This window comes from Pirellulales bacterium, assembly GCA_035939775.1.
Lineage (GTDB): Bacteria > Planctomycetota > Planctomycetia > Pirellulales > DATAWG01 > DASZFO01.
Map to the genome: position 1 here is coordinate 1 of DASZFO010000344.1, position 25,379 is coordinate 25,379.

Sequence of the window (25,379 nt, forward strand, 5' to 3'; positions counted from 1 at the left end):
TGCTTTCATGACGAGATTTCCATCGCGCGCCCTGTTGCGCACGACGCTCCTCGCCGCATTCGTTGGCGTTGCCGCGTTTGGAAGCGGCAGTTCTGCATTTGGCCAGCTTAACTTTTGGTGGGATCCCGCCGGTGTATCGCCGGCAACCGGCGGATCGGGCGTGTGGGACGCGTTGTCTCCCGACTGGCTTACTCCGGCGATTAACTCGCCGCTGCCTGCGGTGCCTTGGGTTAACGGCAATATCGCGAATTTCTCGGGCACCGCCGGCACGGTTACCGTCGGCGCTCCGATCACAGCCGATCAAATCAATTTCAATACGACCGGCTACACGATTGCGGCCTCTGGCGGCAACACTCTGACTCTCGGCGGCGCAACGCCGACGATCGACGCCGGATCGGGAACCGCCAACACGTTTCTTTCGACAATCAGCGCCAATATCTCGGCGGCGAATCCGGTAAACATCGTGGATACTTTTACGGGAACCGGCAACACCCCCAACAACATCCTCAACCTGACTGGCACGACCAGCTTTGCCTCCGGCACGCTGACCATCACTTCGAGCAGCGTCGCCTCGGAGCTTTTCAACGTCGCTATTCCGCAGCCTTTGACTCTCTCGACGCTGAACTTCTCCACGCCGGCTGCCAACAACACGTATTTGATCGGTACCGTCACCCTAGCGGGCGCTCTGCCCACCGGTACCCTCGGCACGCTCAATCTAACGGGAACGACACCGACGATCACCTTCGGCGCACCCAGCGGCCCGAAATCCGGCGGAGCGTTCATTTACGACAACATTTCCGCGACGAATCAAGTTCAGCTCATCGCGAATACCGCCCTGGGACAGACGCCGGTGCTCAACTTCGCTGGCACTTCGAACTCATTCGGCGGAGGACTCCTGCTGACCGACAACCTGCCCCAGAATGGAGCCGGCTCTTGGACAACGACCACGGGAGGAGTGGCTTCAGGACAACACGCCGTCGCGCGGTTCAACTTCAATACGCCGAACGCAGGCGGCGGCTCAGGGGCCGCGAGTGAAATCGACGTGGCGGCTAACGGTCTGATCATCACGGATACGGGCGGTGCCCCGGGCTTCACGCTCAATCTAGCCAACGACATCCATCTCAATTCGAACGGCGTTGTCCCCGATAGCGGATTCTTTATCACGGCTATCGGCGCGACGAAGGCCTCCACCGGAGCGACTCATATCAATTACTCCGGGAGAATGTATGGCGACGGCAGCGTCTTGATCGGCAACGACCTCGTCCGTGGGTCCGGCGGCGCCGGAATGACGATCTTTAGCGGCACTCCCAAGACCTTCACGGGGAAAGTCGTCTACAACGGGACTTACAACACGAGCACCCACGCGATCGCCGTCTTGCTGATGGGGGCCAAGAATGTGCTCCCGACCGACTCGACCTTCGCGTTGCAGTTTGGTTTTTCCGACGGCGAAGCGGCCGGCTCGGAGCAGAACAACAACCTTGGCTCGGTGGATCTCAACGGCTACAGCCAGACGATCGCCTCGTTGACATCTAGCGTCACGCTGAACTCGAAAATCAATGGAATCACGACCAGCTATAACGGTCCGACCACGGCCACCCAGGATGCAATTCCGACGTTGACCATCAACGGCAGTAGCAACGATTGGTACACCGGGGGGCTCGGCACGGCACAGAACTTCGGTCCGCTGTATCCTAACTTGCCTGTTGCCTACAACAAGGTCGCCCTGACGCGGACTGGCACCGGCGGCACGACGCTCGGGGCATCGCCGAACGGAACGAACAATGGGAATTCATCGGACTACGTCGGCGACACAAAAGTCGAGCAAGCCGCTTCGCTGATCGCCGGCTCCGTGACCGCGTTTAGCCCCAATTCGAACTTCATCGTGAACGACGATGGCGGCAACGCCGCGCTCGACCTGAACGGATATAGCGACACGATCAATTCGCTGGCTGGAACGGGCACGGTTAGAAACAATCTGAACCAGGTCAACTACAACGGCTCAGGTTTGCAATATACGACGAACGGCGGCGCTGCCGGGCACAGTGCTGTTTTAACGATCGGCAGCACCGGCAGCGTTAATGCCAATCCGTCGCCGACAACGACGTTTTCCGGAGTCATCTCGGACGGCGGCGGCGGCCTCGGGTCGGCTGGCACGCTCGGCATCATCATGGGTGGCAATGGGACCCAGATCCTAGCCGGGACCAACACCTACACCGGACCGACGACCATCAATGCCGGCACCCTCTCGCTTGCCTCCACCGGCTCACTTGCCGCTGGGAGCGCGGTGACGATCAACGGTGGCGGCACGTTGGCCGGCTCCGGCACGGCCAATGGCCCAGTGACTGTCAACCCGTCGGGAAGAATTGCTCCTGGTGCCGCGACGACGCCGGGGGCGCTGACGGTCGGCAGCTTGACCTTCACGGGCGGCGGCGTCTACGGTTGGAAAATCAACGATGCAACCGCCGCCTCGGGGACCGGCTACGACACGATCAACTCCGCCGGGTCGCTCACGCTGGACGGCACAGTGAGCGCCAGCAGCACGGTCAATATCAAATTAACGTCGCTCGCCGGCGCCGTGCCCGGGACGCCGGCGCACTTTGTTAACACATCGCCCTTTACCTGGGCACTGGGAACATTCAGTTCATTGGCGGGGACTCCGTTCGCCTCCAACTTGTTCAATGTCGACGCGACAGGGTTCAAGGGGGGGAATCTGTTCTCGACATTCAATGTCACGAATCCCGGCCCAGGAGTTCTGGATCTGGTCTACACTCCCGGCACTCCGCCGCCGACCCTTTTTTGGTCGAACGGCGGCGCGGGGGGATTCGGCGCCTGGGCCCCGAGCGGCGGCATGGCCTGGAATAACGGCTCGTCGAACGGGCCTTGGAGTTCGGCGGCCGGCGCTGATTTCAATATCGGCTCGGGGACCGTTACCTTGAGCGGTGCGATTTCGGCCCCGCTCATCACTTTCGATGTGGACGGCTACACGATCGCCGGCGGCGGCAATGCGCTGAGCGCCACCAGCGGCTTCAGTTCGCTCACGGTGCAGGTGACGAATGCCGGCACCACCGGGACGATCGGCGGGTCGATCACGTCGCCGCTGCAGGTGATCGGCAATGGGACCCTGGTATTGACCGGCAACAATTCCTTCGGTGGCGGCGACGTCACCGTGAGCGGCGGAACGCTACAAGGCAACATTTCCAGCCTCGGCGGCAACGGCGGGACGACGAGCAATACGAGCATCACCAACAACACGACGGTCGTTTTCGATCAGGCGACCGATGCGACTTATGCCGGCACGATGTCCGGCAGCGGCGTCTTCGTCAAGCAGAATGCGGGGACGCTAACTTTATCCGGCACGAATTCCTACGGCGGTGGAACGACGATCAAGGCGGGCGCTCTCAGCATTTCCGACAACAGCAATCTGGGGAGTTCCTCTGGAGGTGTGACCTTCGACGGCGGAACACTGCGCACCACGCTTGCTTCTTCGCTCTCGATTACGCGGCCCATAACGGTGACGGCCAATGGCGGCACGCTCACCGACGTTGCTCAAGCCGTCAACTTGTTCAGCGGTGGCGCGACGATTGCCGGTGGCGCCACGTTCACGAAAAACGGGCCAGGCACCCTCCAGATCCTCAGCGCCGGCTGGAGCGGCTCGGGCACGATCGTCATCAACCAAGGTTCATTGGTCGTCGGGAATGAAACCGATCTCAATTCCAATCCCAGCAGCTTTCTGGGCAACAACTCGCTAACCCTTAATACGGGAACGACGATGGAGATTGCGGCCGGGACCGACGCGGGCGGATCGCTGGCCATTCCGGGGCTCACCTTGAACGGAAACGTTACGTTCTCGCTTTACAAGACCGGCGGCAATAGTGGCCTCGGTCCCTTGAATGCGAGCGTGGTAGCCCCCACGGTGATCAGCGGTGGCACGATTCATGTGGGTGGAGTTATCTCAAGCAGCCTTGCTCAGTCATCGTTGTTTTCCTTCGGGGCCGTCACGCTCAACGGCGATACGACGATCCAAACGGATTCCAACTCGACTGACCAGACCGGTGTGAGCTTCACCGGCATTCTAACGGACAACGGGCATACGATGACGTTCCTTGGTCAAGGCAACTCCTCCATTCAGCAGACGCCGGGCGCCGGCGTGTCGATTGGCGGCGCCTCAAACGGCGCGCCGACCATCACCGGCAATTGGATTATCGGCGATGCGGCAGGAACCAACGCCCAGATCGTGGCGGTCAATGCCCAGGGGGCCCTCAACCCGAGCAACAGCTTTACCACCGGCAACGTCACTGTGAATACGGGCAGCCAATTGTTTTTCGAGCCTCGTTTGGCAACTTACGGGGCGACCAGCGGCGTACAGAACCTCACGGTCTCCGGCCAAGGTCCGTTCATCCCCAACGCCGTCGGCAACGATGTATTTGACGGGTCGATCAAGTTGCTGGGAGACGCGAAGGTCAATTTGACCGCCAACATCCACACGACGTTCGCCAGCCCGGTACTACTGCAATTGCAGTCGGGGTCCGCGGTTCAGCTCACCAAGCTGACCTTTAATGGTCCCGTCAGCGGTTCCTTCCCATTGACAATTCACGCCGACGATTTTGCCAGCGTCGTTTTCAACGGGGTGAATAATCTAACCGGTTCGACGATCATGACGGGGGGCGAGTTGGATGTGAATGCCGGCTCGTCCATGGGGACCGGCGATTTGACGATGAATCAGCACAAGGGGCGCAACACGGCGGTGGCCCTCAGCAATGCCGCCCAGTCGATCGGCAATTTGTCGAGTATCTACGATGGATCGAATACGCCGGTATTCCAAACGATCACTCTGAACGGCACGGTGCTGTCGATTCACCAAACGTTGGCCGCCGATTATGGCGACAATCTGGCCGACGGCGCGACGGCAATGGGAAGCGATTCGATCATCACCGGTTCCGGGAGCATCGTTTTGGCAGTCGGCAGCACGGCGGAACTCTCGCTCAGCTCGCCGAACAACAGCTACACCGGTTCGACGACGATCAACGCCGGCTCGTTAGCCATCTCGACCGATAGCAACTTGGGCATGGCCCCCACGTCCTCCACGCCAGGTCAGTTGACCGTCAATGGCGGCCAGTTCCACGCGACCGGCGGAGGGCCGCTGGTGCTCGCTCCGACGCGCGGATTCACCGCGGGTCCCGACGGCGGAACGCTTCTCACCGATGCCGGAACACCGCTGACCATTCAGGGGATCACGACGTTTTCCAACGCCGCTGCGACGCTCAATATCGCGGCCGGCAGTTATGTGAAACTGAATGCCTCGACCAATGCGGCCTCGGTCACCCCCGGCTCGAGCATCACGGTAGCCTCCGGCGCCACACTGGAGTTGGCCGGCAGCGCCTCGGCCCTAAGCGATGGCAGCACGCAACACAACGTGAACGTCGTCAACAACAGCGCGGCGGCCGGCGGTGGTTTGCGGGTCTCCGGCACACATCAGAAAGTCGGCGCGATTTCCGGCAGCGGAAACACGGTGATCGACGCGGGGAGCGATCTTACCGCCAACAGCGTGCAACAAACTTCGCTTGTGATCGGCGGCACCGCGGGCAGCCCGGCCCTCGTGACGATTCGCGCGAGCGACAACAACGGCAATCCTCTCGCCGATACGGCTTCCGGCGGAAGCGGTCTAGCGCTGGCCGGGTCGATCGCGACGAGCGAGCCATTTGCCGCGGGGATCGATGGCGGTTCAAAGTTGATCATCCGTGGCGCAACCGCGACTTCGGCCAGCGCGTCCGCGTTGCTGCCGGGCGGCGGAGTCAATTTTGGCGGCGAACTGACTGCGGTTCCGGAACCATCCTCGATCCTGTTGGCAGCGTTGGCGGCGTTCAGTTTTGCTGGTGTCGGCTGGCGTCGGAATCGCCGGTCTAGGCAGGTCATTTAGAGCCTGTCCGAAAACGGCCGGGGACTGTCCCCTTTTGCAGAGTCTTCGGAGCAAAAGGGGACTGTCCCCATCTCCGCGGCCGTTTTCGGATAGGCTCTTAAGTACGCAAGTAGGGAAACATTCTCATGGAAGTAATGCGAGCCGACGAGTTTCGAGTGCAGGCCGGTCTGGGAATTTGCAAAGCGCCGCCGCGGCGCGAAAGCCCGCGGCGCCTGGCGCGGTTTCGCGCGTTCACGTTGGTTGAATTGCTAGTCGTCATTGCGATCATTGGGATTTTGATCGCCCTCTTATTGCCGGCGATCCAGGCCGCCCGCGAGGCTGCGCGGCGCACGCAATGCGCCAACAATCTGCGGCAGATCGGCTTGGGGATGCAAAACCACGTCTCCTCGTTCCGAGCGTTTCCGCCGGGGCAAAAGCGGGCTTGCCCGAGTTGTCAGAAGTTCTCCTGGTGCGCGTACTTCCTCGATTTCATGGAGCAGAAGACGACTTCGCGGCAGATCAACTACGCAGACAACGTGCATTCGCCCAACAACGCGTCGGCCGTGAATCAGGTGATCGCGGTTTACCTTTGCCCGAGTGCAGCTCGGATCCAGAAGACGCGGGGCCCCGACAACCGCATTAGGATGTTTCCAGACCCAGAGGGAATGACAATCGATAATGGCGGCGGAATGGGATGCACGGATTACGGTGGCATCGACGGCCCAAACACCGGAATCAAGAGCTTGGCCAACCAACTTTATTACCCGTCGCACCGAGGTATCCTGCTAATCATCGACGACAACGACGCTGTGAATATTGAGTCGCACCGCGTTCCGATTCGAGAGATTACCGACGGAACTTCCAAGACGATTCTGGTGGCTGAATCGACCGGACGAGGCGCCACTCCTGATGCTTCCAACTCGGGCAAATGGCACGACCGCGGCGCGTGGGCGGAAGGGGCGAACATTTTCACGATCGCCCACCCTGTCAATTATCTGCCGGGGAATGACGACGGAACGGGATTGACGGATGGCCGGGAGATCTTCTCCGATCACCCCGGCGGCGCGCAGGTGGTGATGTGCGACAACTCGGTTCACTTTCTCGACGAGGAAACCGACATGCAGGTCGTGGCCGCCCTCGCCAGCCGCGATGGCCGCGAGACCATCCCCTCGAATGTCGTCAAGTGAGGGCGTTTGCGAGTTCGGGCTTGGGACCGCGCTGTGGCCCAACCGGCAACTTCGATGCGGGAATCCCCTTTGGCCCTGCAAATCCGCGCGGTAGAGTTGATTTCGAACGGCCGATGGCGCAAAATAGGCCGATTCCATGCGCGGAGAGGAAAGGATTGCCCGCATTGGGGCCGCCGGCATCCCCTTCCGTGATTGCAACGATTCTGATTTCTCGATACCGCTTTGAGGAGATTCATCATGAAGAAAGCTGTGGCATTGTCGCTTGTCGGCGTTTTCCTGGGGGCGAGCCTGTTCGTTTCTCCAGCCAGCGCCTTGCCCCCGTTCAAGAAGGCGTTTGAAGATAAGTATGTCACCAATAGCAGCAGCGAGGGATTCAAGGATGCGTTCAAGGCGGCCAGTTGCAACACCTGCCACGTGAAGGGCAAGGATAAGAAGAGCCGCAACGCCTACGGCGCGGCGCTGGCTAAGATCACCGGCGGCCATGCCAAGAAGGACCTCGATGACGCCAAAGCTAGCGGCGGCGACGACGCACAAAAAGCCAAAATGGCCGAAATCCTCAAGAAGCTGGATGATGCCTTCGCCAAGGTCGAAGGGCAAAAATCACCTTCCGGCGATACCTATGGCGACCTGATCAAGGCGGGCAAGCTCCCGGCTGGGACGTAACAAATACGAATTACAAAGTACGAAGTACGAAATTGAATGACGCCGGGCGATGGCGATATCGCCCGGCGTCACGTTTTTTGGCGGATCGGCGCAGCGAGTGTGAAAGCGATAGCCCAAAAAGTCGAAGCTCTTGCTCGTTTTGCCGCAAGGGCTTATGATACCACGCTTTAACCTTGTCATTGCGGGCGGTCGGCAGCACCGGCCGCTTTTCATTTTCGGGGCGACATTGTGAATCTTCTCTATTCGATTGTCATCCCGCTCTTTGCCGCGGGCGCGGATGCCGCCGGCGGAGCAGGTAATGCTGGCGGGGCGGCGGGCGCGGGCGACGGCGGGCCATCAATTCTGCCGTACACCTTGATCCTGATCCTGTTCCTCGGCTACTTCATCGTGTGGCGGCCGGAGAAGAAGAAGCAGCGGGAATACAAAGACCAGTTGGCTTCCATCAAGAAAAATGATCGCGTGGTCACGATCGGCGGCATCTACGGAGTCGTGGCCAACGTCAACCGCGAGGCGGACAAGGTCACGCTCAAAGTAGATGACAACACCAAGATCGATTTCACGCTCGGGGCGATCTCCCGAATCATCTCGGCCGAAACCGCCGGCGACAAAGACAAAGACAAAGAACCCGCCAAGAACTAGCGGCGAATCCAAAACCCCAAATCCGTTCCATTAAAGCCGAATGCAGCAGACCACGGATTGCACGGATGACACGGATATTTTGAACAGGGCCAAATCCATTTCTTGCCCGATCTTATCCGTGAAATCCGTGTAATCCGTGGTTCTCTCCTTCAAACCGCTTAACTGCTACAAAATCCCAACCTCAAAATTCAAAATCTCATGCTCTGGCATTCGTTATTGAGCCCATTGTTTGCCCAAGCCGACCAGGCGGCTCCCGGCGCTTGGTATGAAGAGCCTTGGTTCCTGGTCGTTTCCGTCCTGCTGATCTTGATCGTCCCCTACATGCTGGGGGAAATGATCTCGCGCAAGCTGCGGATGCCGGATTACGGCTGGAAGATCGGGTTGATCTTTGTCGCCATTGTCGCCGGGATCGCGATCGACGTCACGCGTTGGCCGCCGCGGCTGGGAATCGACCTGAAAGGGGGCGTCAAGCTGATCTACGAGCTGGACCAGAGCAAGCTGCGCTCGGTCAACGTCGATCAGTTGCTCAAGCTCCTGGCCGACGAGGCCAACAAGGCGGGCGCCTATGGCAAGAAAAAGGCCGAGGTGATCCCGCTCGGCGAGGGTCGGCTGGAAATCAAGCTGCCGACCGCCGATGCCGAGAAGGCCGACAAGGTCGAAGCGGCCCTGGCCAAGCTGGATTTGAAGAGCAAACTGGGCGTCACGTTGTCGTCTGCTGAGCGCCGCTCGACCGATGGCGGCATTTCGCTCACCTACCAAGCCGAGCACGACGCCGGCGCGGTCGACATGGAAAAGCTGGTCACCGCGATCGTCAAGCGTGTGAATCCGGGCGGGCAGCGCGAAGTGGCAATCAGAAAAATTGGAAACGACCAGATCGAAGTCGCCATCCCCGACGTCGATAAGGCCGAGATCGATTTGATCAAGACGAAGATTTCGAGCGCCGGGGCGCTCGAATTCCGGATCGTCGCCGATAGCCGCTTTCCCGATCATGCCGAAGCGATCGACGCGGCCAAGGCAGACCTCCAGAGCCGCTCCAACGAGGTCAGCAATGGCGAGCAGATCGTCGCTCAATGGGTCGATTTGCCGAAGAAGGTCGAAGATAGGGGAGGAAAGTCGACCTGGTTGATACGCACCATCAATGGACAAAAACAGGTCCTGGTGATGCGCGACCCGTACGACGTCACCGGCGGTTACCTTTCCAACGCCTCCTCGAGCGTCGGCGAGGAGGGAAACCAGGTGAACTTCAGCTTCAATAGCGAAGGCGCCTCGCGTTTCGGAGAGTTGACGGGCCAAAACCTTCCCGATCCGGTCAGCGGCGTGGGGCGCGATTTGGCGATCGTGCTCGATGGCACGCTCACGTCGGCCGCCACGATCCGCAGCCGAATCTCCGATAGCGGCCGGATCACCGGCAGCTTCAGCGACCAGGACGTCAACATCATCGTCGACGTGCTCAACGCCGGCGCCTTACCCGCCGCGCTGCAAAAGGAGCCGGTGAGCGAAGAGCGGATCAGCGCCGAATTGGGCCAGGACACGATCCAAAACAGCTTCATCTCGATGATCGCCTCGACCGCCGCGGTGCTGCTGTTCATGTTGTTCTACTATCGCTTCGCGGGGATCGTGGCGAACGCGGCGGTGATCTTCAACCTGGTGCTGGTGCTGGCGCTGATGATCGTGTTCAAGGCCGCGTTCACGCTCGCCGGCCTGGCCGGCCTGGTGCTGAGCGTCGGAATGGCGGTCGATTCGAACGTGCTCATCTACGAGCGGATGCGCGAGGAAAAGGAGCGCGGCGCCGCGTTGCGGATGGTGATCCGCAACGGTTTCGGCCGCGCCATGGCGACGATCATCGACACGCACTCGACCACGATCATCACCGGAGTGATCCTGTATGTCATCGGCACGGAGCAATTGCGCGGATTCGCCGTCACGCTCGTGATGGGTCTGGCCGTCAACTTATTCACGGCCGTGTTCTGTGCCCGAGTGGTGTTCGATATTGCCGAACGGCAGCGTTGGCTCACCGAGCTGAAGATGCTCAAGCTGTTCGGCGAGACGAAGATCGATTTCGTCTCGATCATGAAGCCGGCGATCGCCATCTCGATCCTGATCAGCGCGGCCGGCATCGTGGCGGTATGCCTACGCGGATCGACCATTTTGGACGTCGATTTTACGGGGGGATGCGAAGTTCAAATCGCGTTCAATCCCGACAAGGCGGAGGACGTTTCGCAGGTTCGCAAGGCGCTCGATCAGCCGGACGTGGCAAAGATCCTTCCCGATGCCACGGTGAGCGCGGTCACGTCGGCGAAGGGGCAGGAGAACACGCAGTTCGTCATCCGCACCTCGAATGACAAGATTAAGGAAGTCGAGGATGAATTGTCGAAGGTCTTCGGCGACCGGCTGCGGCATTACAAGGCCGCCAAGTTTACGAATCAGCACCGGATCGAAGCGAAGACGCCAGCCCCCAGCGCGCCCGAAGCTGGGCAACCGAAATCGTCCTCCCGTGCGACGACCGGAACGCAGACTCCGAGCGGCGCGCCGCCGCCAGCCGTCCCGCCGACCGCGGAAACGCCGAAACCCGACACCGGCAAGACCGACGCAAACAAGACTGACGCAGGCGACAATAGCAAGTCAGGAAAAAGCGAGAGCGATAACAGCAGAGCCGGCGCGAAAACCGCGCCGGCGCCGGAGCCGAACAAGGGATCGCATCTGCCGCGGTTGGATCGGGTGCTGCTCGCGTTCGCAGCGCCAGATGCGCTGCTGGCGGATGACAACGGGGCGAAGCCAGCGGCCGACGCCCAGAGCAATCCCGCGCCGAAATCGGCTGCCGCAAATGCGAAGACCGCTCCCGATACACAGTCGAACTCGACCAACACCGCCGCGGACGCCAAACCAATAGGCTCATCGCCAGCGGATACGAAGAAGGTTGACGAAACGGCCGGATCCAAATCGGCCGATGCCAAGCCCTCGGTGCCCGAAGCGCCTTCCACTGAGAAGTCGCGATTTGCCGCTCGAGTCTCGGCCGCGCCCGGCCGCGATTCGTTCGTAGGGGGCACGGAGGTCACGCTCCAATTCGACGATCCGATCAAGTTCGACAGCCTCAAGGAATTGCTCGATCAAACGATCGATCCCAAGGAGGTCCAGTATGATCTTTCGAATCCCGAGTATGCGGCCGGGAGCAAAGAGCACGCTTTCAACACCTGGACGCTGCGGCTTTCCGTGCCGCCCGAGCAAGCTTCAGTCATTCTTAGTAACTTCGCCGCCAAGCTGGAGAGCACGCCGGTGTTCCTCGGCGATTCGACGATCGGCAGCCGCGTCGCCGCCGACACCGAGCGAACCGCCATCGTCGCCCTGATCGCCAGCATCGCCATGATCGTGGTCTATATCTGGATTCGGTTCCAGAACGTGATCTACGGGATCGGGGCCGTGGTGGCGCTGGTGCACGACGTGCTAGTGACGGTGGCCGGGGTCGCGCTTAGTTACTACGTCGCGGGTTTCCTCGGCTTCCTGCTCGTCGATCCATTCAAGATCAGTCTGAATGTGGTCGCCGCTTTGCTCACGATCGTGGGTTATTCGATCAGCGATACGATCGTCATTTTCGATCGAATCCGCGAGGTCCGCGGCAAAAGCCCCGACCTGAACGAAGAGATGATCAACAAGAGCGTCAACCAGACTTTGAGCCGGACGGTGCTGACCGTGTTCACCGTGCTGTTGGTGACGATTATCCTCTACATCGCCGGGGGCCAGGCGATCCACGCCTTCGCCTTCACGATGTTGATCGGCCTGATTTCGGGCACCTATAGCTCGGTCTATATCGCAGCCCCCTGCCTGCTGTGGCTCAAGCTGCCGGGCGGACAGGGCAAGTAGGGAGTGGGCAGGAGTCGGCCGACCGCAACGAGCCGGGCGGCGTCAGCCCCCGGAGTTCAAATAGTCGGCGGTAGGCATCACAACTGCCGCGCGGTCCTCGACTGGATCGCGACTTTCTAACTCGATCCAACTTCTGTCCAAGAAACTGCCTGGCAAAGGCTGCCGCGCTTGGCGGATTTACGGGCGGCAATCTCGCGCCCGCTTGCCGTGCCCGCCATTTTCGGGCAGCGTGCCGCCGCCTCCACCCGATAATAGGAGACAGTAGATAGCATGCACTCGACGGTGAATCCGTCTGCTCGTCCGGTGCCGGCATGCAGTCTACTGTCTACTCTTCTAGGGGACAGCGGTGAGTCGGCGCACGAAGTTCATCCTGGTGGCGATCGTAATCGTCGTTGGCTTCGGCCTGGCGTGGCAGTTCCGCAAACGCGGCCCGTCGCTGGTTGACACGGAGCGAACTACGCCGTTTGCCGCACCCAGCCGGCTCGCGCCGGCGGATTTGTCCGTCAATTCGGCAGCGTCGCCCGCGCCCGCCGGACAAGCGGAATCGTCCGCGCCGTTTGTCACTCGCCCGACGAGCGCGGCGCCCGCTTCGCCATCGTCAGCCGCCGCGAACTGGCAACCGCCCGCCCAGACGTCCGCGGCGTCTATCGAGAATTCGGCAGTTCGGCCGAAGCAAGGGGTCGCGGACGACGGCGGCGTGCCAGAGCTTTCGACCGCGTTCACTGGCGGGCGCGATGCAAAAGGCCCCAGTCCGATCGGCGGCGACGGCCCATCGATCGACAGCAGCCCGCGGCTGGAAAGCTCGATCGACTCCGGTTTGGGCCCATCGCACAAAGTGGCCGACGGCGATACGCTAACCCAGTTGGCCCAGCACTACCTGGGTAGCGCCGACCGCTGGCGCGAGCTGTACGAATTCAATCGCGATGTGCTTGCCGATCCCGAGCTGCTGCCGATCGGCGCGGAGCTGCGCATTCCGACCGCCCCTTTCCCCGTCGCGCAAGAAGTGCCGCCAGCCGCGACGCAGCAACCGCTCGCGCGCAACGTGAGCCAGCCGATCAACGCGCCGGAAAACCGTCGGGGACTGTCCCCTTTTGTGGAGTCTTCGGAACAAAAGGGGACTGTCCCCCTCCCCGCGGACGGTTTTCAGGAAGGCCGCCAATCTGAAGCAAGCCTCGCTCCCGTGACGAGCGTTCCCCCGGCGGGCAATGCCGCCCCGGCGCCGACCGACCCACCATCGGCCAGACTGCAAAGGCTGCCGCCGGTTGTTGGCCCTGTCGCTCGAGCGCTCCGTGTCGCGCCGCGGACCTACGTCGTGCAATCGGGTGACACGCTCAATTCGATCGCCGAAAAGCTCTACGGCGATGGCCGCCACGAAGACCTGCTGCGCGAGGCCAACCGCAATCTGCTGCAAAGCGGTCAACCGCTTCAGCCCGGCACGGTGCTCGTCGTGCCACTCGGCGAGCGGCATTAGATTAGGACGAGCGCGGACCGATTAATCCCCCAGCGCCGATTTGCGCATCGACCAGGGGAATCGTTGATCTACAAGGCGCCACGCGATGAATTGCCCGATGTCGGCGCTAACTTGGGTCTCGAGCTTTCGGTCGTCCAGAATCTTGGCCCCTTGCAGGCTGGTCTTGAGGATGTCGAGGAACAGGTCCTGCCGCTTGCGCGCCTCGTCGGGATCGGTCGGCGGCTTGGGACGGAGCGCTCCGAACCGCTTGTAGACGCGCTGGGCATCGTCGAGCGCTCCTTTGTTCCCCTTGTCTCCGCCCACCACGATCAACACCGAAAGCTCGGTTTGGAGCGTCGGGCTGGACAGGGCATTCACGACGCTGATGCCGTGAAAGTTCAACGGCGGCGAGATCAGCACCAGGGCCTTGACGTCTTGCCCTTGCTTGCCGGTGAGCAGCTTGGGCGCGGCCCAATCGTGAACGGCCCAGTTCATCGCCACGACGGCCCCCATGTCGGCGCCGATCACGCACAGCTTTTCGATATTCAGCTCTCCGGCGTTGTTTCTTTCCAGCAGGAATTTCTTCACGGCCTCGACGTCCTGAGTGACCATGGCCTCGAAGCCGGCCTTGCCCATCAAGGCCTGATCGATCGTGCGCAGCTCGGTTCCGGCCCTGATTTGCGTGCTCTTGCCGTGCCCGCGGAGATCGGGAACGACCACGGCATGGCCCTGCTTCTGCATGTCGAAAGCCAATTTTTCGTAATCCGCGCCGCTTCCCTTCCAACCGTGGAGCATGAGGATCGGCACGGCGTCTTTTGGATTCTCGCTGGGCGACGGGTAGTACGTCGCCTCCATTTGCAGGCCGTCGTTCGTCTCGAGTTGAATTGTCTTCGGCTTTGGCGGGCCCTCCGCCTTTCCCGCGGCTCCGGTGGGATCGTCCGCACGAGAGTTGCGCGGCGCCAAGCAGACGATCGCCACCGCGCAGCAGAGCAGCAACCCTAGACGACAATCGATCGAGGATCGTGAACAAATGGCGGCGTTGCGACTCATTGCAAGAGCCTCGTTGGCGATGGTGAAAAGAGCGACGACAGGAGCGGTGCGATTCGGTCCGCGAGGCGACGGTCAACTAGCCATAGTCCGTGGAGTAGGCCGCACCAAACCTTCATCCTAAATATGGGTCGTGGGCCAGTCAATGTTGGCCCGAACGATGCAGATTCGATGGATTCCGCAAAATCGGGGCCGATCAAGCGGACTTCGGCAGTTCGCCCTTGGCGGCCGCCGGCAGCCGTGCCCCCAGGAACCGCTCGCGCACGAATTCCTCCTCGGTGTGCCGGGCCCGAGATTTCAAGAGATCACTCCGCGTGACGACGCCGATCACTCGGCTCGGCTGCTGCGGCCGCACAACCAGCAGTCGCCCGACGCCCGCCTGCGCCATCCGCTCCGCCGCCGTTCGGCACGTCTCCTCGGGCGAAATGGTAATGGGCGAACGATTCACGAGATCGAAGGCGATGATGTGGCTCAAATGGCCGTCGCTGCCATCGCCGCCGGCCATCATATTCGACGTCCATTCATCGAGCAGGTCGGTCTTGGTCACGACGCCCAGCAAGCGATCGGATTCATCTACGACGGGATACCCCTGATGCTTTTTCGGTCCGTGCCCCGAAAAGTATTGCAGCACCAACTCCTTGATCGGCAGCGCGGCGGGCACGGAGACGATGTCGGCCGACATCACCTGGCTCACCAACAGGCGTTCCAGCGGATCGACCGAGTATTCCTGGCTCACATGGTAGCCGCGGCGAGCCACCTTTTCCGTCAGAATCGAGCGCTTCATGACGAGCACCGTGAAGCCATGCGCGACGATCGAGCCGATCAACAGCGGCAAAAGCGCGCGGACGTCGTAAGTCGTCTCGAGACCGAAGATCACTCCCGTAAGCGGCGCTCGCATCGTGCCACCCATCACGGCGGCCATGCAGACCAGCGCCCAGAGCCGCGCATCGTGGCCGGGTAGCAGCGTTGCTTCGACGACTCCCAGCATGCTTCCCATCATCAACAGTGGCGCCAGCACTCCCCCGGAAGTTCCAGACCCCAGCGCGATCGACCAGATCAACCCCTTGACGACCATCAGGCCGATTAGCGTTTGAGCGACGTATTTGCCCTGCAATATGCCTTCAATCACTTGATAGCCGACCCCCAGCGCCCGCGGCTCGAAAAAGCCGCCGATTCCGACAACCAATCCTCCCAGCGCCGGCCACCACATCCAGTGGATCGGCAGCCGATGAAAGGCATTTTCCGAAGCGTAAACGGCGGAAGTGAGCGCAAGCGACAAGATTCCGCCGCTCAAGCCGACCAGCAGCGCCGAGAGCAGCGTGGTCAACGTCGGGGAATCGAGATGCGCTGGCACAGGGATCATGGGCATCGCGCCCAGACCCAGGTAAGGGCGCATCAGCGTCGCCGTCGCGCTCGCTAGCGCCACCGGGATCAGGCTCCGCGGCTTCCATTCGAATAGGAGCAACTCGACCGCCAACAAGACGGCGGCCACCGGCGTGCCAAACGTCGCCGCCATTCCGCCGGCCGCACCGGCGACGAGGAGCGTCTTGCGCTCGGCCGGCGTCATGTGAAAAACCTGCGCGACGATCGAGCCCAACGCGCCGCCGGTCATGATGATCGGCCCTTCGGCCCCGAACGGCCCGCCGGAGCCGATCGAGACGGCCGAGGAAAGGGGCTTGAGCACGGCCACCCGCGGCTGCATTCGGCTGGAGCCGATCAAGATCGCTTCGATCGCCTCAGGGATGCCGTGCCCGCGAATCCGTTCGGAACCGTAGCGGGCCATCAGGCCGACGATCAGGCCGCCGACCACCGGCACGAAGATGGCCACCCAGCCGAGCGTGTGCTCCCCGGGAGCGACGAGGTGATCGGGAATCGAGAAATGCTGGAAATAAAAGAGATTGGTGAACAGCCCGATGAGCCGCTGCAGCGCCATCGCCACGACCGCGCACACCAAACCGATCGGGATTGCGAGGCCCGCCAGCCAGAGCAGCCGGTTGTCGGCGGTGAAATCTCCTTTGCCGTCCATCACAACTGAGAGTATCGCGCGAGCTGGTTGCTGCCAACACCCGTCGGTGGGACTGCCGCCCGTTTTTACAGCGCGTTCGTATCGCTCGCAAAATCGGCTCGGGGGTCGTGAGCGTAGAAATTCCGAGCGATGTGCTCCGCCAAGACGGCGATGTATTGGGAGCGAAACTCCGCTTCAGAACGCTCTGAGGCGGCCACGGCCGAATTCGGCGGGTAGATAACCTGCGGCAGCTTCTTTTCCCAAACTTTCTTGCCGCCGTTCTTGACGTCGCAAACCCAGATGTGCACAACCCCGCGACCCTTATACAGGGTCTGCCCCTCATTGAGGCTAAACTGTTCGAGGTCGATGCCGACGACCATGTCGGCTTTGAGCGCCTTGCCGATCTCGCCGTAATCGTTCCAGTTATGCTCGTCGGACCATTCCGCCACCTCGGTCGGACTGATTACCTGGCATTTCTTGACTTTCTCCTTCAAGAGCGATCCCACCGCGTTCGACAGATCGGGAGCGGCGCTCGAGTCGGCGTACTGCAATTGCTCGACCGGCCGACAAACGACGGCGATCCGCTTTCCGCTCAACTGCGAGAACTCGGCCTCGTCGGCGTCTTCGTGAGCGACATACCCCAACGCGGCCAACATGTTGCAACCGCCAATCGCCACTAGCGACAGCAGTCCGAACACGGCGATCCATCCCCGCGCACAGCGGCACAGTGGAAGAGCATCCATTGCGATCCCTCAGAGTTGATGCCAGACATGGGGCAAGAAAGGAGCGGGAGAATAGCCGCATCCGAAACAACCGACAAGAGCAGTTTGGCCCCCGCTGTAACGGCCGTAACGACCCAGGCAGTGGTTTCCGTGCCGTTCCGAATGCGGTCTCTGCCGTTCGGGCTTGGCACTGATTCACGGAACGCAGCAGAGGGCGTACCCTACAGGTCGGCGGCGCAGTCTGCGCAATCAAAAAGCGGCCGGCCTGGGGCCTCATCCGTGGGCCCACGCCAGGCCGGGCGCTCGCGGTGCTCGGCATACGGGATGCCGGCGCCGTTGGTTCGCAATCAGGAATCGTCTTGACTCGCGATCCGTGAAACTGCCTGGGTCAACCGGTGGCCGTAGGCTGACGGTCGTGCGATTTCACGCCAAGGCGAACACTCCGAAGGACGACACGACGAACTGATACCACGCAGTCTCGAACCGTTCTCACTCAGGTTTTGCTTGTTTCTCGCCGCCGGCTGAAAACGCCGCTTCGGCGATCTGGTCGTAGCGGGCTTGTCGGCCGGCTAGGTATTCTTCCCAGCGGTTACGGTCCCAAAGTTCCAAATGATCCTGCACTCCCAACAACACGGCCTCGCGACCCAAACCAGCCAGTTTCGCCAATTCGGGCGGAATGCGAATTCGGCCCTGGCTGTCCAGTTCGGCCGGCTGAGCCTGGGCGTAAAACAAGCGATTGAAGGCCCGCACATCCGGTCCCGCCGGCGAAGCAGCCGCGAGGCGAAGGGCCAACTGGCCGAGCGTTTCCTCCGTGTAAATGGCCAACGATCGATCCGTTCCGGGCGTCACGAAGAGCAATCGATCCGGTCTGGCGCCGAGCAGGTCGCGAAGTCTCTTGGGGATAGCCAATCGCAGCTTTTCATCGATTGCCCGGACAAAAGTGCCGGTCAGCAGCATGTTTCACCACTTATCCCCAATTCTTCCCACAGATGCCCAAAGATACTGATTACTCCGTCGGCGTCAAGGATGTTTGGTTGTACAGTAAATGGCGAATTGGAACCGCGGTTCCGAATGCCTTGTGACGGTTGAGGTTAGATCATTCGCAGAGTTCGAGATAGAGCCGCTCGTAGGCCGCGATCATTCGATCGAGGCGAAAGTGCGCTTCAACCCATTTGCGATTCGTCGCTCCCAATTCCTGCTGAAGCGATTCGTTTGCCGCGACCCGCACAAGGCTCTCGACAAAGGCACTGCGATCTTCGCGATCAACGATCTGCGCAACAGTGTTGGCTCCAAGAGCATCTCGAACTCCCTCCACATCGAATGCGACAACCGGTCGAGCGACTGCCATTGCTTCGAGCACCACATTCGACATTCCTTCCCATTGCGAGGGAGCGACAATCAAGTCGGCGGCCGCGAGAATCTCCGACACATCCTCGCGCCAGCCGACAAGATGAACACGTCCGGCGAGTCGTAATCGCTCAACCCGCCGAGCAATCGCCGCTTCTAATGGACCTTTGCCGACGATGAGCAAGTCGTGATGCGGAAGCCGAGCGAACAAATCGGGCGATCGCTCCACTAGCCATTCGATCCCCTTTTGCTCGTCCAATCGGCCGACGAAAGCGATTGCCCTCCGCCCCGCTGATATGCCAAACCGCGACAGGTCGATCGCGGCAATGGGTTCCTTGTCGAGCGACACGCCATTTGGAATCACGACGATCTTTTCCGCTGGCAATCCGATTCGATCGCGGGCGAAGGCGGCGACTCCTTCGCTGACGGCGACGTGTCGATCGGCCAATCGACCGGCGAATCGCTCCAACGGCCATCGCGACCGACGCCGCGGTTCGGCGACTCGCAATCCCGTCACGATTCTCCCGATTCCCGCCGACCATGCCGCCAGCGGCCCCAGCACATTGGCATGCCAGAGAAACGTTTGCACGATGTCAGGCCGCTCGGCGCGAAACTGCCGCCGCAATTGCTGCAGCACGCGCGGCGCGCTGAGCGGACCGCGGGCCCCCAAAAAGGAAACCGGAACCTGCGCGTCGCCAAGCCTCCACAGCAACCGCGCGGCGCCATCCACGGGTCGAGGGCCAAGACAGCAGACGCTCGTTTCGTGGCCCAATTGCTTCAAACCGATCGCCAGCTCGACGAGACATCGCTCGGCGCCGCCGACGTTCAACTCGGTAATGCAGAAGGCGATTCGCAGCGGCATAACGATGAAGGACGAAGTGCGAAGTACGAAGAACGAGATAAGATGGAATCGCGGCGCGGGCGGTCCACAGGTTCAAGCTCAACTCGATTATACTTGTCGCTCTTGGTTCTTCTTCCTGTTGCTTCGTCTTTCGTACTTCGTCCTCGTACTTCATACTTGTTTTGCCGTGTCTGATCTCGACGCCTACGATTATGACTTGCCGCGGAATTTGATCGCGCAGGAGCCGCTTGCCAATCGGGCGGATGCGCGGCTGTTGGTCGTCGATCGGAGCGGCAGCACGCTTGCGCATAGCCACGTCCGCGATTTGCCGCAGATTCTCAGGCCGGGCGATCTCTTGGTGCTCAACGATACGCGTGTCGTGCCGGCCCGCTTGATCGGCCGACGCACGGCGACGGGCGGGCATTGGGAGGGGCTCTTCCTGCAAGTCGACGAACAGGGGCTGTGGCGGCTGCTGGCCCGATCGCGCGGCAAAATGCCCTGCGGCGAGACGATCACGCTGGTCGATCCGGTATGGAAGGATGACATTCGGCTGCGACTCGTCGAGCGGCTGGAGGGCGGCATCTGGGTCATGAACGCCGAAAGCGGCGAGCCGGCGCTGGCGATTTTGGATCGGCTCGGGCGAGTTCCGTTGCCCCCCTATATTCGTCACGGCGAGATGATGCCGGCTGACCGAGAGCGTTATCAAACCGTTTTTGCCCGCCAACCCGGCGCCGTCGCCGCGCCGACGGCCGGCTTGCACTTCACGCCGGAACTTTTGCGGCGGCTGCAAGAAGCTGGGATCGAAATCTGCTACGTGACACTGCACGTGGGCCTCGACACGTTTCGCCCGGTCACGGTTGACCGGCTCGCCGATCACAAGATGCACAGGGAGTGGGGCCAGATCGACGCGGCGGCGGTCGAGCGAATCGCCGCGTGCCGCGGCCACGGGGGCCGAATCGTGGCCGTCGGCACAACTTCGGTCCGAGTGCTGGAATCCGCAGCGGCGGATGGTCCGTTGAAACCGTGGAGCGGCTGGACGAATCTATTCATCCGACCGCCGTACGCGTTTCGCGCGGTGGACGCCGTGTTGACCAACTTCCATCTCCCGCGGACCACGCTGCTCGTGCTCGTTCGCACATTCGGCGGCGACGACTTGGTCCACCGCGCCTACGAAGAAGCAATCCGGCAGGAGTATCGGTTTTACAGTTACGGCGATGCGATGCTGATTCAGTAGGGGCCAGAGACCAGAGGCCGGGGGCCAGGGAAGAAACCGCCCGTTGGGCGATCGTATGACTCCGCTTGCGCGTCCACCGGCCTCTGGCCCCTGGCCTCCGGCCCCTCTATACTGAGCAACGACAATGGATTGAACTGCTGCTGTACGAGGTGCCACAGATATGCTGGAAGTGCAAACGGAACTTGTGCTGGTCGTGCCGACGGAATTGTTTCACCGGCTCGGGCACTTCCAGGGCTTTTCGGCCGACGTGAACCGCTATCTAGGCGAGTTGCTCAGCCCGCGGAACACGAGCTATCGGCCGCGCGGCGAAGTGGAGCAAGACCCGTCGTTCAAGCAGTTGATCCCCTACGTGATCTTCCGCCATCGCGAGCCGGCGGGGGTAACGACCATCTTTCAATACACCCGAGGCAAGGGAATGGGCGAGGCCCGGCTGCACAGCAAGCAAAGCATCGGCGTTGGCGGGCATATTTCCATCGATGACCGAGTCTCCGAAGCCGCCGTGCCGTATGCCGAAGGGATGCGGCGGGAGCTTGAGGAAGAAGTGATCATCGATAGCCCGGTCGTCGAACGCTGCGTCGGCCTGATCAACGACGACGAGACGCCGGTCGGCCAGGTCCATCTCGGCGTCGTCCACCTGGTCGATGTCGAGCGGCCGGACGTTCAGCCGCGCGAAAGCGAAATCATCGAAGCCGGCTTCCGCCGGGTCGAGCAACTCTTGGCCGACCTGAGCCGGTTCGAAACGTGGTCGCAGATTTGCCTGCGAGCGCTGTATGGGTGAAGTTCGTCGCCGAGCAATTAATTCTATGGAATACACCGCTATTCCCCGCGACACGACGCTTGAAGCCTTCAGGGTGCAGATCGACGTGATGCGTCGGCTCGGCGTGGAGGGGCGGGCCAAGCTGACCTTTGAACTCTGCAAAAACCTTCGCCAGGTGCTGACTGACGGCGTGCGGTTCCGTCATCCTGACTACACCGATGATCAGGTTCGCCTGGCGGTGATCCGCCTTCGATTGGGCGAAAAGCTGTTCCGCAAGGTCTATCCGGGTGTCGAGATCAAACCGTGACGGTCGAAGAGCTGTTCAAGATGCTCTTGGCGTCGCCCTGGTGCAATTCGGCCGTCTCGATTGGGACTATTTGCGCAAATGGGCGGTAGAATTGGATGTGACAGCTTTGCTCGACCAATTGGCCGCCGAGGCGAACCGGGGCAAACCGCCTAAGAGCGAGTGAGCGCAAGTTGCCGACAGAGCCGAAGTCGCATCGCGGCGACACCTTGTCGTCATCCTAACCACCATTTTACCAAATGGATCACCGTGAAGAGGTATCCGACCAAAAACCCCAATCCGCCACCGGAAACCGAGAAGACGACGAGCCATAGAATGATCCGGCTATCCTTCGGCCCCACAATTGCGGTTATTAGCGCGAAGAACACGAGCCCAGCAACCATCCCAACCAGTCGCGGCGACGATCGCATTGCTCCGACCGTGGCTCCCGCGAGAGTTAACCCGGTCATGTTAATGAAAAACCAGAGTTGAATAGTAAGGGGAAGCCCGGCATTCCGAAGAGACACTGACCAAATGACGGCGACCGACAGCCCAATTCCGGCTCCGAGTATTGATGAGGCTATTCGAGCACGTTGGCGAACCGCCAATTGCCGCTTTTCTTCGACGGTAGTCGTCGGCAACTTTGGCGATGTGTATGGATTCGGGTCAGACATCGTCACCTACCGTTGTAAAGAAGGTTGCCGCACAGATTCGACTTTACCCGGATGCTTGCGCAAACGAAATAGTCGATAGACGCGAAATCCTGATATGCCGTTGCAATTGCCGATCTACATGGACAACCACTCGACGACTCGCGTTGATCCGCGGGTGTTGGAGGCGATGTTGCCGTATTTCGACGAGAAATATGGCAATGCGGGGAGCACGAATCATCCATTTGGCTGGGAGGCCAAGGAGTCCGTCGATCGCGCCCGCGAGACCATCGCCGCGACGGTCGGCGCGCAGCCGCGCGAGATCGTGTTCACGAGCGGAGCGACTGAGAGCAACAATCTGGCGATCCGCGGAGTGACGGAGTCGGTCGGCGCACGCGGCAATCAAATCGTTAGCGTCGCGACGGAGCACAAGGCCGTGCTCGATCCGCTCATGCATCTGGGCCGACGCGACTTTGAAATCACGCTGCTTTCGGTCGAGCAGGCCGGCGGCCCGCGGGCCGGCCTCATCTCGCCAGAGCAAGTGGCGGACGCGATCAGCGACAAGACGGCGCTCGTCTCGGTCATGTTGGCGAACAACGAGATCGGCGCGATCCAGCCGATCGCCGAGATTGCCGCCGTCTGCCGCGAGCGCGGCGTGCCGCTGCACTGCGACGCCACGCAAGCGGTCGGCAAGATACAGGTCGACGTCGTGCAGCTCGGGATCGACTTGATGAGTTTTTCGGCCCACAAAGTTTACGGGCCAAAAGGCGTCGGCGCGCTGTTTGTTCGCCGACAGCGACCGGCCGTTAAGCTGGAGCCGCAAATCGACGGCGGCGGGCAAGAACACGGGCTGCGCAGCGGAACGCTCGATGTGCCGGGCATCGTGGGGTTCGGCAAAGCGCTCGAAATTGCCGCGGCCGAGTTGCCCGCCGAAATGAATCGGCTGGCGGCGCTGCGGTCGCGGCTGTACGCGGGGTTGCAAGAACGATTGAGTGGCGTTTCGCTCAACGGGCCGGTCCTGGAAATCCCCGGGCCGCGACTTCCGGGCAATCTCAACCTCTCGTTTGCCTACGTCGATGGCGAGGCATTACTGCTTAACATGCGCGACCTGGCGGTCAGTTCCGGAAGCGCTTGCACTTCCGCGAACCCAGAGCCAAGTCACGTGCTGCGGGCATTGGGAATCGACGAAGACCTGGTCCGCGCCAGCTTGCGATTTGGCTTGGGGCGGTTCAACACCGAGGAAGAGGTCGATTTCGCGATTCTCAAGGTGGTTGAAACGGTCAGCCGTCTGCGGCAATTGAGCAGCCTCGCCTAACAAGCGCAAAAAAACTGGCGGAGCCGCAAATTTTTTGCCGGGTGCCATGGCCACTGCCCTGAGTGGCCACGCGACAGCGCGGTCCCATGCCCACGCAAAGTCGTGAGCATGGCACCCACCCTATCAAAACACTTTGAAGCTCCACTGCTCCACCGGGCCGCGCGGACTCGATCTATCGGCATCAGGCCAGTCCAAGTAAAATTGAGCGATTGGCCCCGCTTTGCTAGCAGTTCATTTCGTTGCCGCAAACCTCAATCGCTCCCCATGTTGCGTTACTTAACCGCCGGTGAATCGCACGGCAAGGCGCTTGTGGCGCTGGTGGACGGCTTCCCAGCCGGCGTGAAAATCGACACGCAGCCGATCGATGTCGAGCTGCACCGCCGCCAAGGGGGCTACGGCCGCGGCGGCCGGCAGCGAATCGAAACGGATAAGGTCGAGATCAAGAGCGGCATTTGGCACGACGTGACGCTCGGCAGCCCAATCGTGCTCGAAGTGGTCAACAAGGACTCCAAGCTCGAACGACTCGGCGATCTGGCCCGGCCGCGCCCCGGCCACGGCGACCTCACTGGGGCGATCAAGTTTCTCGGCTCGATCCGCGCGACGCTGGAACGAGCCAGCGCCCGCGAAACAACGGTTCGCGTGGCCGCAGGGGCGCTCGCCAAGCAATTGCTGGAAGCGTTCGGAATCCGCGCGTTTGGCTATGTCGTCGAGATCGGTGGCGTGGCGATTCCCCCCAAGCCCGGCACGCTCGACGAGCAGCGGGCATTGCGCGACGCGAGCGAGGTCTATTCGCTTAACCCCGAGCAAGACGGCCAGCTCAAGGCGCTGATCGACGAGTGCGGCAAGGAAGGAGATACGCTGGGCGGAGTGGTGGAAACGCGCGTTGAGGGGCTACCGTTTGGACTTGGCTCGCATGCCCAATGGGACCGCAAGCTTGATGGGCGGTTGGCCCAGGCCGTGATGTCGGTGCAGGCGATCAAGGGAGTCGAGATCGGTCTGGGGTTCGAGGCCGCCCGGCGGCGTGGCTCGCATGTGCACGATCCGATTCATTACGACGAGAGCCAAAAGAATTCACCCAATCTCGGCTTCGTCCGCCCGACGAACAATGCCGGCGGTCTCGAGGCCGGAATGACCAACGGCCAGCCCCTCGTGGTCCGGGCGGCAAAGAAGCCGATCAGCACGCTCCGCAAACCGCTCGAATCGATCAACCTTGAGACAAAGCAGCCTGAGGCCGCCTCCTACGAGCGGAGCGACGTGTGCGCCGTTTCCGCGGCCAGTGTGATCGTTGAAAACGTCGTGGCCTTCGAGGTTGCCGGGGCGCTTATCGATAAGTTCGGCGGCGACAGCCTCGGGGAAATGCAGGCGCGGTATGACATGTTCCTTAAGATGGCGAGAGAGAGATGATGCTGATATGACGAATGCCAAATGACGAATGTCTAAAGAATGACGAAGCACGAATGAACGAACCACGAATGACGAATCGCA

General features: G+C 61.2%; 16 protein-coding genes. 11 read left to right on the plus strand and 5 right to left on the minus strand.

Annotated elements, in window-relative coordinates:
• Nucleotides 1-34 precede the first annotated feature (34 nt).
• The 6 genes from VGY55_21840 (at nt 35) to VGY55_21865 (ending at nt 13,714) form a co-directional block, all read left to right on the plus strand.
• Nucleotides 35-5,917 (plus strand): autotransporter-associated beta strand repeat-containing protein, encoded by a 5,883-nt coding sequence (locus VGY55_21840; GenBank protein HEV2972624.1) that lies wholly within the window; start codon nt 35-37, stop codon nt 5,915-5,917.
• A 125-nt stretch (nt 5,918-6,042) separates the two neighbouring features.
• Nucleotides 6,043-7,083 carry a DUF1559 domain-containing protein gene (locus tag VGY55_21845; protein HEV2972625.1) on the plus strand — a complete coding sequence of 347 codons (1,041 nt, stop codon included), beginning with the start codon at nt 6,043-6,045 and terminating at the stop codon, nt 7,081-7,083.
• A gap of 237 nt (nt 7,084-7,320) precedes the next feature.
• Nucleotides 7,321-7,746 carry a hypothetical protein gene (locus tag VGY55_21850; GenBank protein ID HEV2972626.1) on the plus strand — a complete coding sequence of 142 codons (426 nt, stop codon included), beginning with the start codon at nt 7,321-7,323 and terminating at the stop codon, nt 7,744-7,746.
• A gap of 228 nt (nt 7,747-7,974) precedes the next feature.
• Nucleotides 7,975-8,385, plus strand: coding sequence for a preprotein translocase subunit YajC (yajC, locus tag VGY55_21855; GenBank protein HEV2972627.1), 411 nt, complete (start codon nt 7,975-7,977; stop codon nt 8,383-8,385).
• A 198-nt stretch (nt 8,386-8,583) separates the two neighbouring features.
• Entirely contained in the window at nt 8,584-12,243 is a 3,660-nt protein-coding gene (secD, locus tag VGY55_21860; GenBank protein HEV2972628.1) for a protein translocase subunit SecD, read from the plus strand.
• A 346-nt stretch (nt 12,244-12,589) separates the two neighbouring features.
• The gene (locus VGY55_21865) at nt 12,590-13,714 is read left to right on the plus strand and encodes a LysM peptidoglycan-binding domain-containing protein (protein HEV2972629.1); all 1,125 of its coding nucleotides are present in this window, start codon (nt 12,590-12,592) and stop codon (nt 13,712-13,714) included.
• 21 nt (nt 13,715-13,735) lie between these two features.
• On the opposite strand, the gene VGY55_21870 is transcribed toward VGY55_21865, so the two are convergent.
• The 5 genes from VGY55_21870 to VGY55_21890 all read right to left on the minus strand — a co-directional run bounded on the left by VGY55_21870 (nt 13,736) and on the right by VGY55_21890 (nt 19,676).
• Nucleotides 13,736-14,743: an alpha/beta fold hydrolase gene (locus VGY55_21870; protein HEV2972630.1), complete on the minus strand. Its 1,008-nt coding sequence runs from the start codon at nt 14,741-14,743 to the stop codon at nt 13,736-13,738.
• A gap of 193 nt (nt 14,744-14,936) precedes the next feature.
• Nucleotides 14,937-16,766 (minus strand): chloride channel protein, encoded by a 1,830-nt coding sequence (locus VGY55_21875; protein ID HEV2972631.1) that lies wholly within the window; start codon nt 16,764-16,766, stop codon nt 14,937-14,939.
• Between the two features lie 65 nt (nt 16,767-16,831).
• Nucleotides 16,832-17,488, minus strand: coding sequence for a hypothetical protein (locus VGY55_21880; protein HEV2972632.1), 657 nt, complete (start codon nt 17,486-17,488; stop codon nt 16,832-16,834).
• Nucleotides 17,489-17,956: 468 nt separating this feature from the next.
• Nucleotides 17,957-18,424 (minus strand): division/cell wall cluster transcriptional repressor MraZ, encoded by a 468-nt coding sequence (locus VGY55_21885; protein HEV2972633.1) that lies wholly within the window; start codon nt 18,422-18,424, stop codon nt 17,957-17,959.
• 139 nt (nt 18,425-18,563) lie between these two features.
• Complete coding sequence (locus VGY55_21890; protein ID HEV2972634.1) at nt 18,564-19,676, minus strand: glycosyltransferase; 1,113 nt, start codon at nt 19,674-19,676, stop codon at nt 18,564-18,566.
• A gap of 166 nt (nt 19,677-19,842) precedes the next feature.
• Here VGY55_21890 and queA point away from each other — a divergent pair, with 166 nt between their 5' ends.
• The 5 genes from queA (at nt 19,843) to aroC (ending at nt 25,298) form a co-directional block, all read left to right on the plus strand.
• The gene (queA, locus tag VGY55_21895; protein ID HEV2972635.1) at nt 19,843-20,889 is read left to right on the plus strand and encodes a tRNA preQ1(34) S-adenosylmethionine ribosyltransferase-isomerase QueA; all 1,047 of its coding nucleotides are present in this window, start codon (nt 19,843-19,845) and stop codon (nt 20,887-20,889) included.
• A gap of 160 nt (nt 20,890-21,049) precedes the next feature.
• Entirely contained in the window at nt 21,050-21,667 is a 618-nt protein-coding gene (locus tag VGY55_21900; protein HEV2972636.1) for a phosphoesterase, read from the plus strand.
• A 25-nt stretch (nt 21,668-21,692) separates the two neighbouring features.
• Nucleotides 21,693-21,953: a hypothetical protein gene (locus tag VGY55_21905; GenBank protein ID HEV2972637.1), complete on the plus strand. Its 261-nt coding sequence runs from the start codon at nt 21,693-21,695 to the stop codon at nt 21,951-21,953.
• A 744-nt stretch (nt 21,954-22,697) separates the two neighbouring features.
• Nucleotides 22,698-23,894, plus strand: a complete 1,197-nt coding sequence (locus VGY55_21910; protein ID HEV2972638.1) for an aminotransferase class V-fold PLP-dependent enzyme — start codon at nt 22,698-22,700, stop codon at nt 23,892-23,894.
• Nucleotides 23,895-24,158: 264 nt separating this feature from the next.
• The gene (aroC, locus tag VGY55_21915; GenBank protein HEV2972639.1) at nt 24,159-25,298 is read left to right on the plus strand and encodes a chorismate synthase; all 1,140 of its coding nucleotides are present in this window, start codon (nt 24,159-24,161) and stop codon (nt 25,296-25,298) included.
• Nucleotides 25,299-25,379 lie beyond the last annotated feature (81 nt).

Coding starts and splice junctions, on each gene's coding strand:
- VGY55_21845 (HEV2972625.1), top strand. CDS start 6,043: ATGGAAGTAATGCGAGCCGACGAGTTTCGAGTGCAGGCCGGTCTGGGA.
- VGY55_21850 (HEV2972626.1), top strand. CDS start 7,321: ATGAAGAAAGCTGTGGCATTGTCGCTTGTCGGCGTTTTCCTGGGGGCG.
- secD (HEV2972628.1), top strand. CDS start 8,584: ATGCTCTGGCATTCGTTATTGAGCCCATTGTTTGCCCAAGCCGACCAG.
- VGY55_21870 (HEV2972630.1), bottom strand. CDS start 14,743: ATGAGTCGCAACGCCGCCATTTGTTCACGATCCTCGATCGATTGTCGT.
- VGY55_21875 (HEV2972631.1), bottom strand. CDS start 16,766: ATGGACGGCAAAGGAGATTTCACCGCCGACAACCGGCTGCTCTGGCTG.
- VGY55_21880 (HEV2972632.1), bottom strand. CDS start 17,488: ATGGATGCTCTTCCACTGTGCCGCTGTGCGCGGGGATGGATCGCCGTG.
- VGY55_21885 (HEV2972633.1), bottom strand. CDS start 18,424: ATGCTGCTGACCGGCACTTTTGTCCGGGCAATCGATGAAAAGCTGCGA.
- VGY55_21890 (HEV2972634.1), bottom strand. CDS start 19,676: ATGCCGCTGCGAATCGCCTTCTGCATTACCGAGTTGAACGTCGGCGGC.
- VGY55_21900 (HEV2972636.1), top strand. CDS start 21,050: ATGCTGGAAGTGCAAACGGAACTTGTGCTGGTCGTGCCGACGGAATTG.
- VGY55_21905 (HEV2972637.1), top strand. CDS start 21,693: ATGGAATACACCGCTATTCCCCGCGACACGACGCTTGAAGCCTTCAGG.
- VGY55_21910 (HEV2972638.1), top strand. CDS start 22,698: ATGCCGTTGCAATTGCCGATCTACATGGACAACCACTCGACGACTCGC.
- aroC (HEV2972639.1), top strand. CDS start 24,159: ATGTTGCGTTACTTAACCGCCGGTGAATCGCACGGCAAGGCGCTTGTG.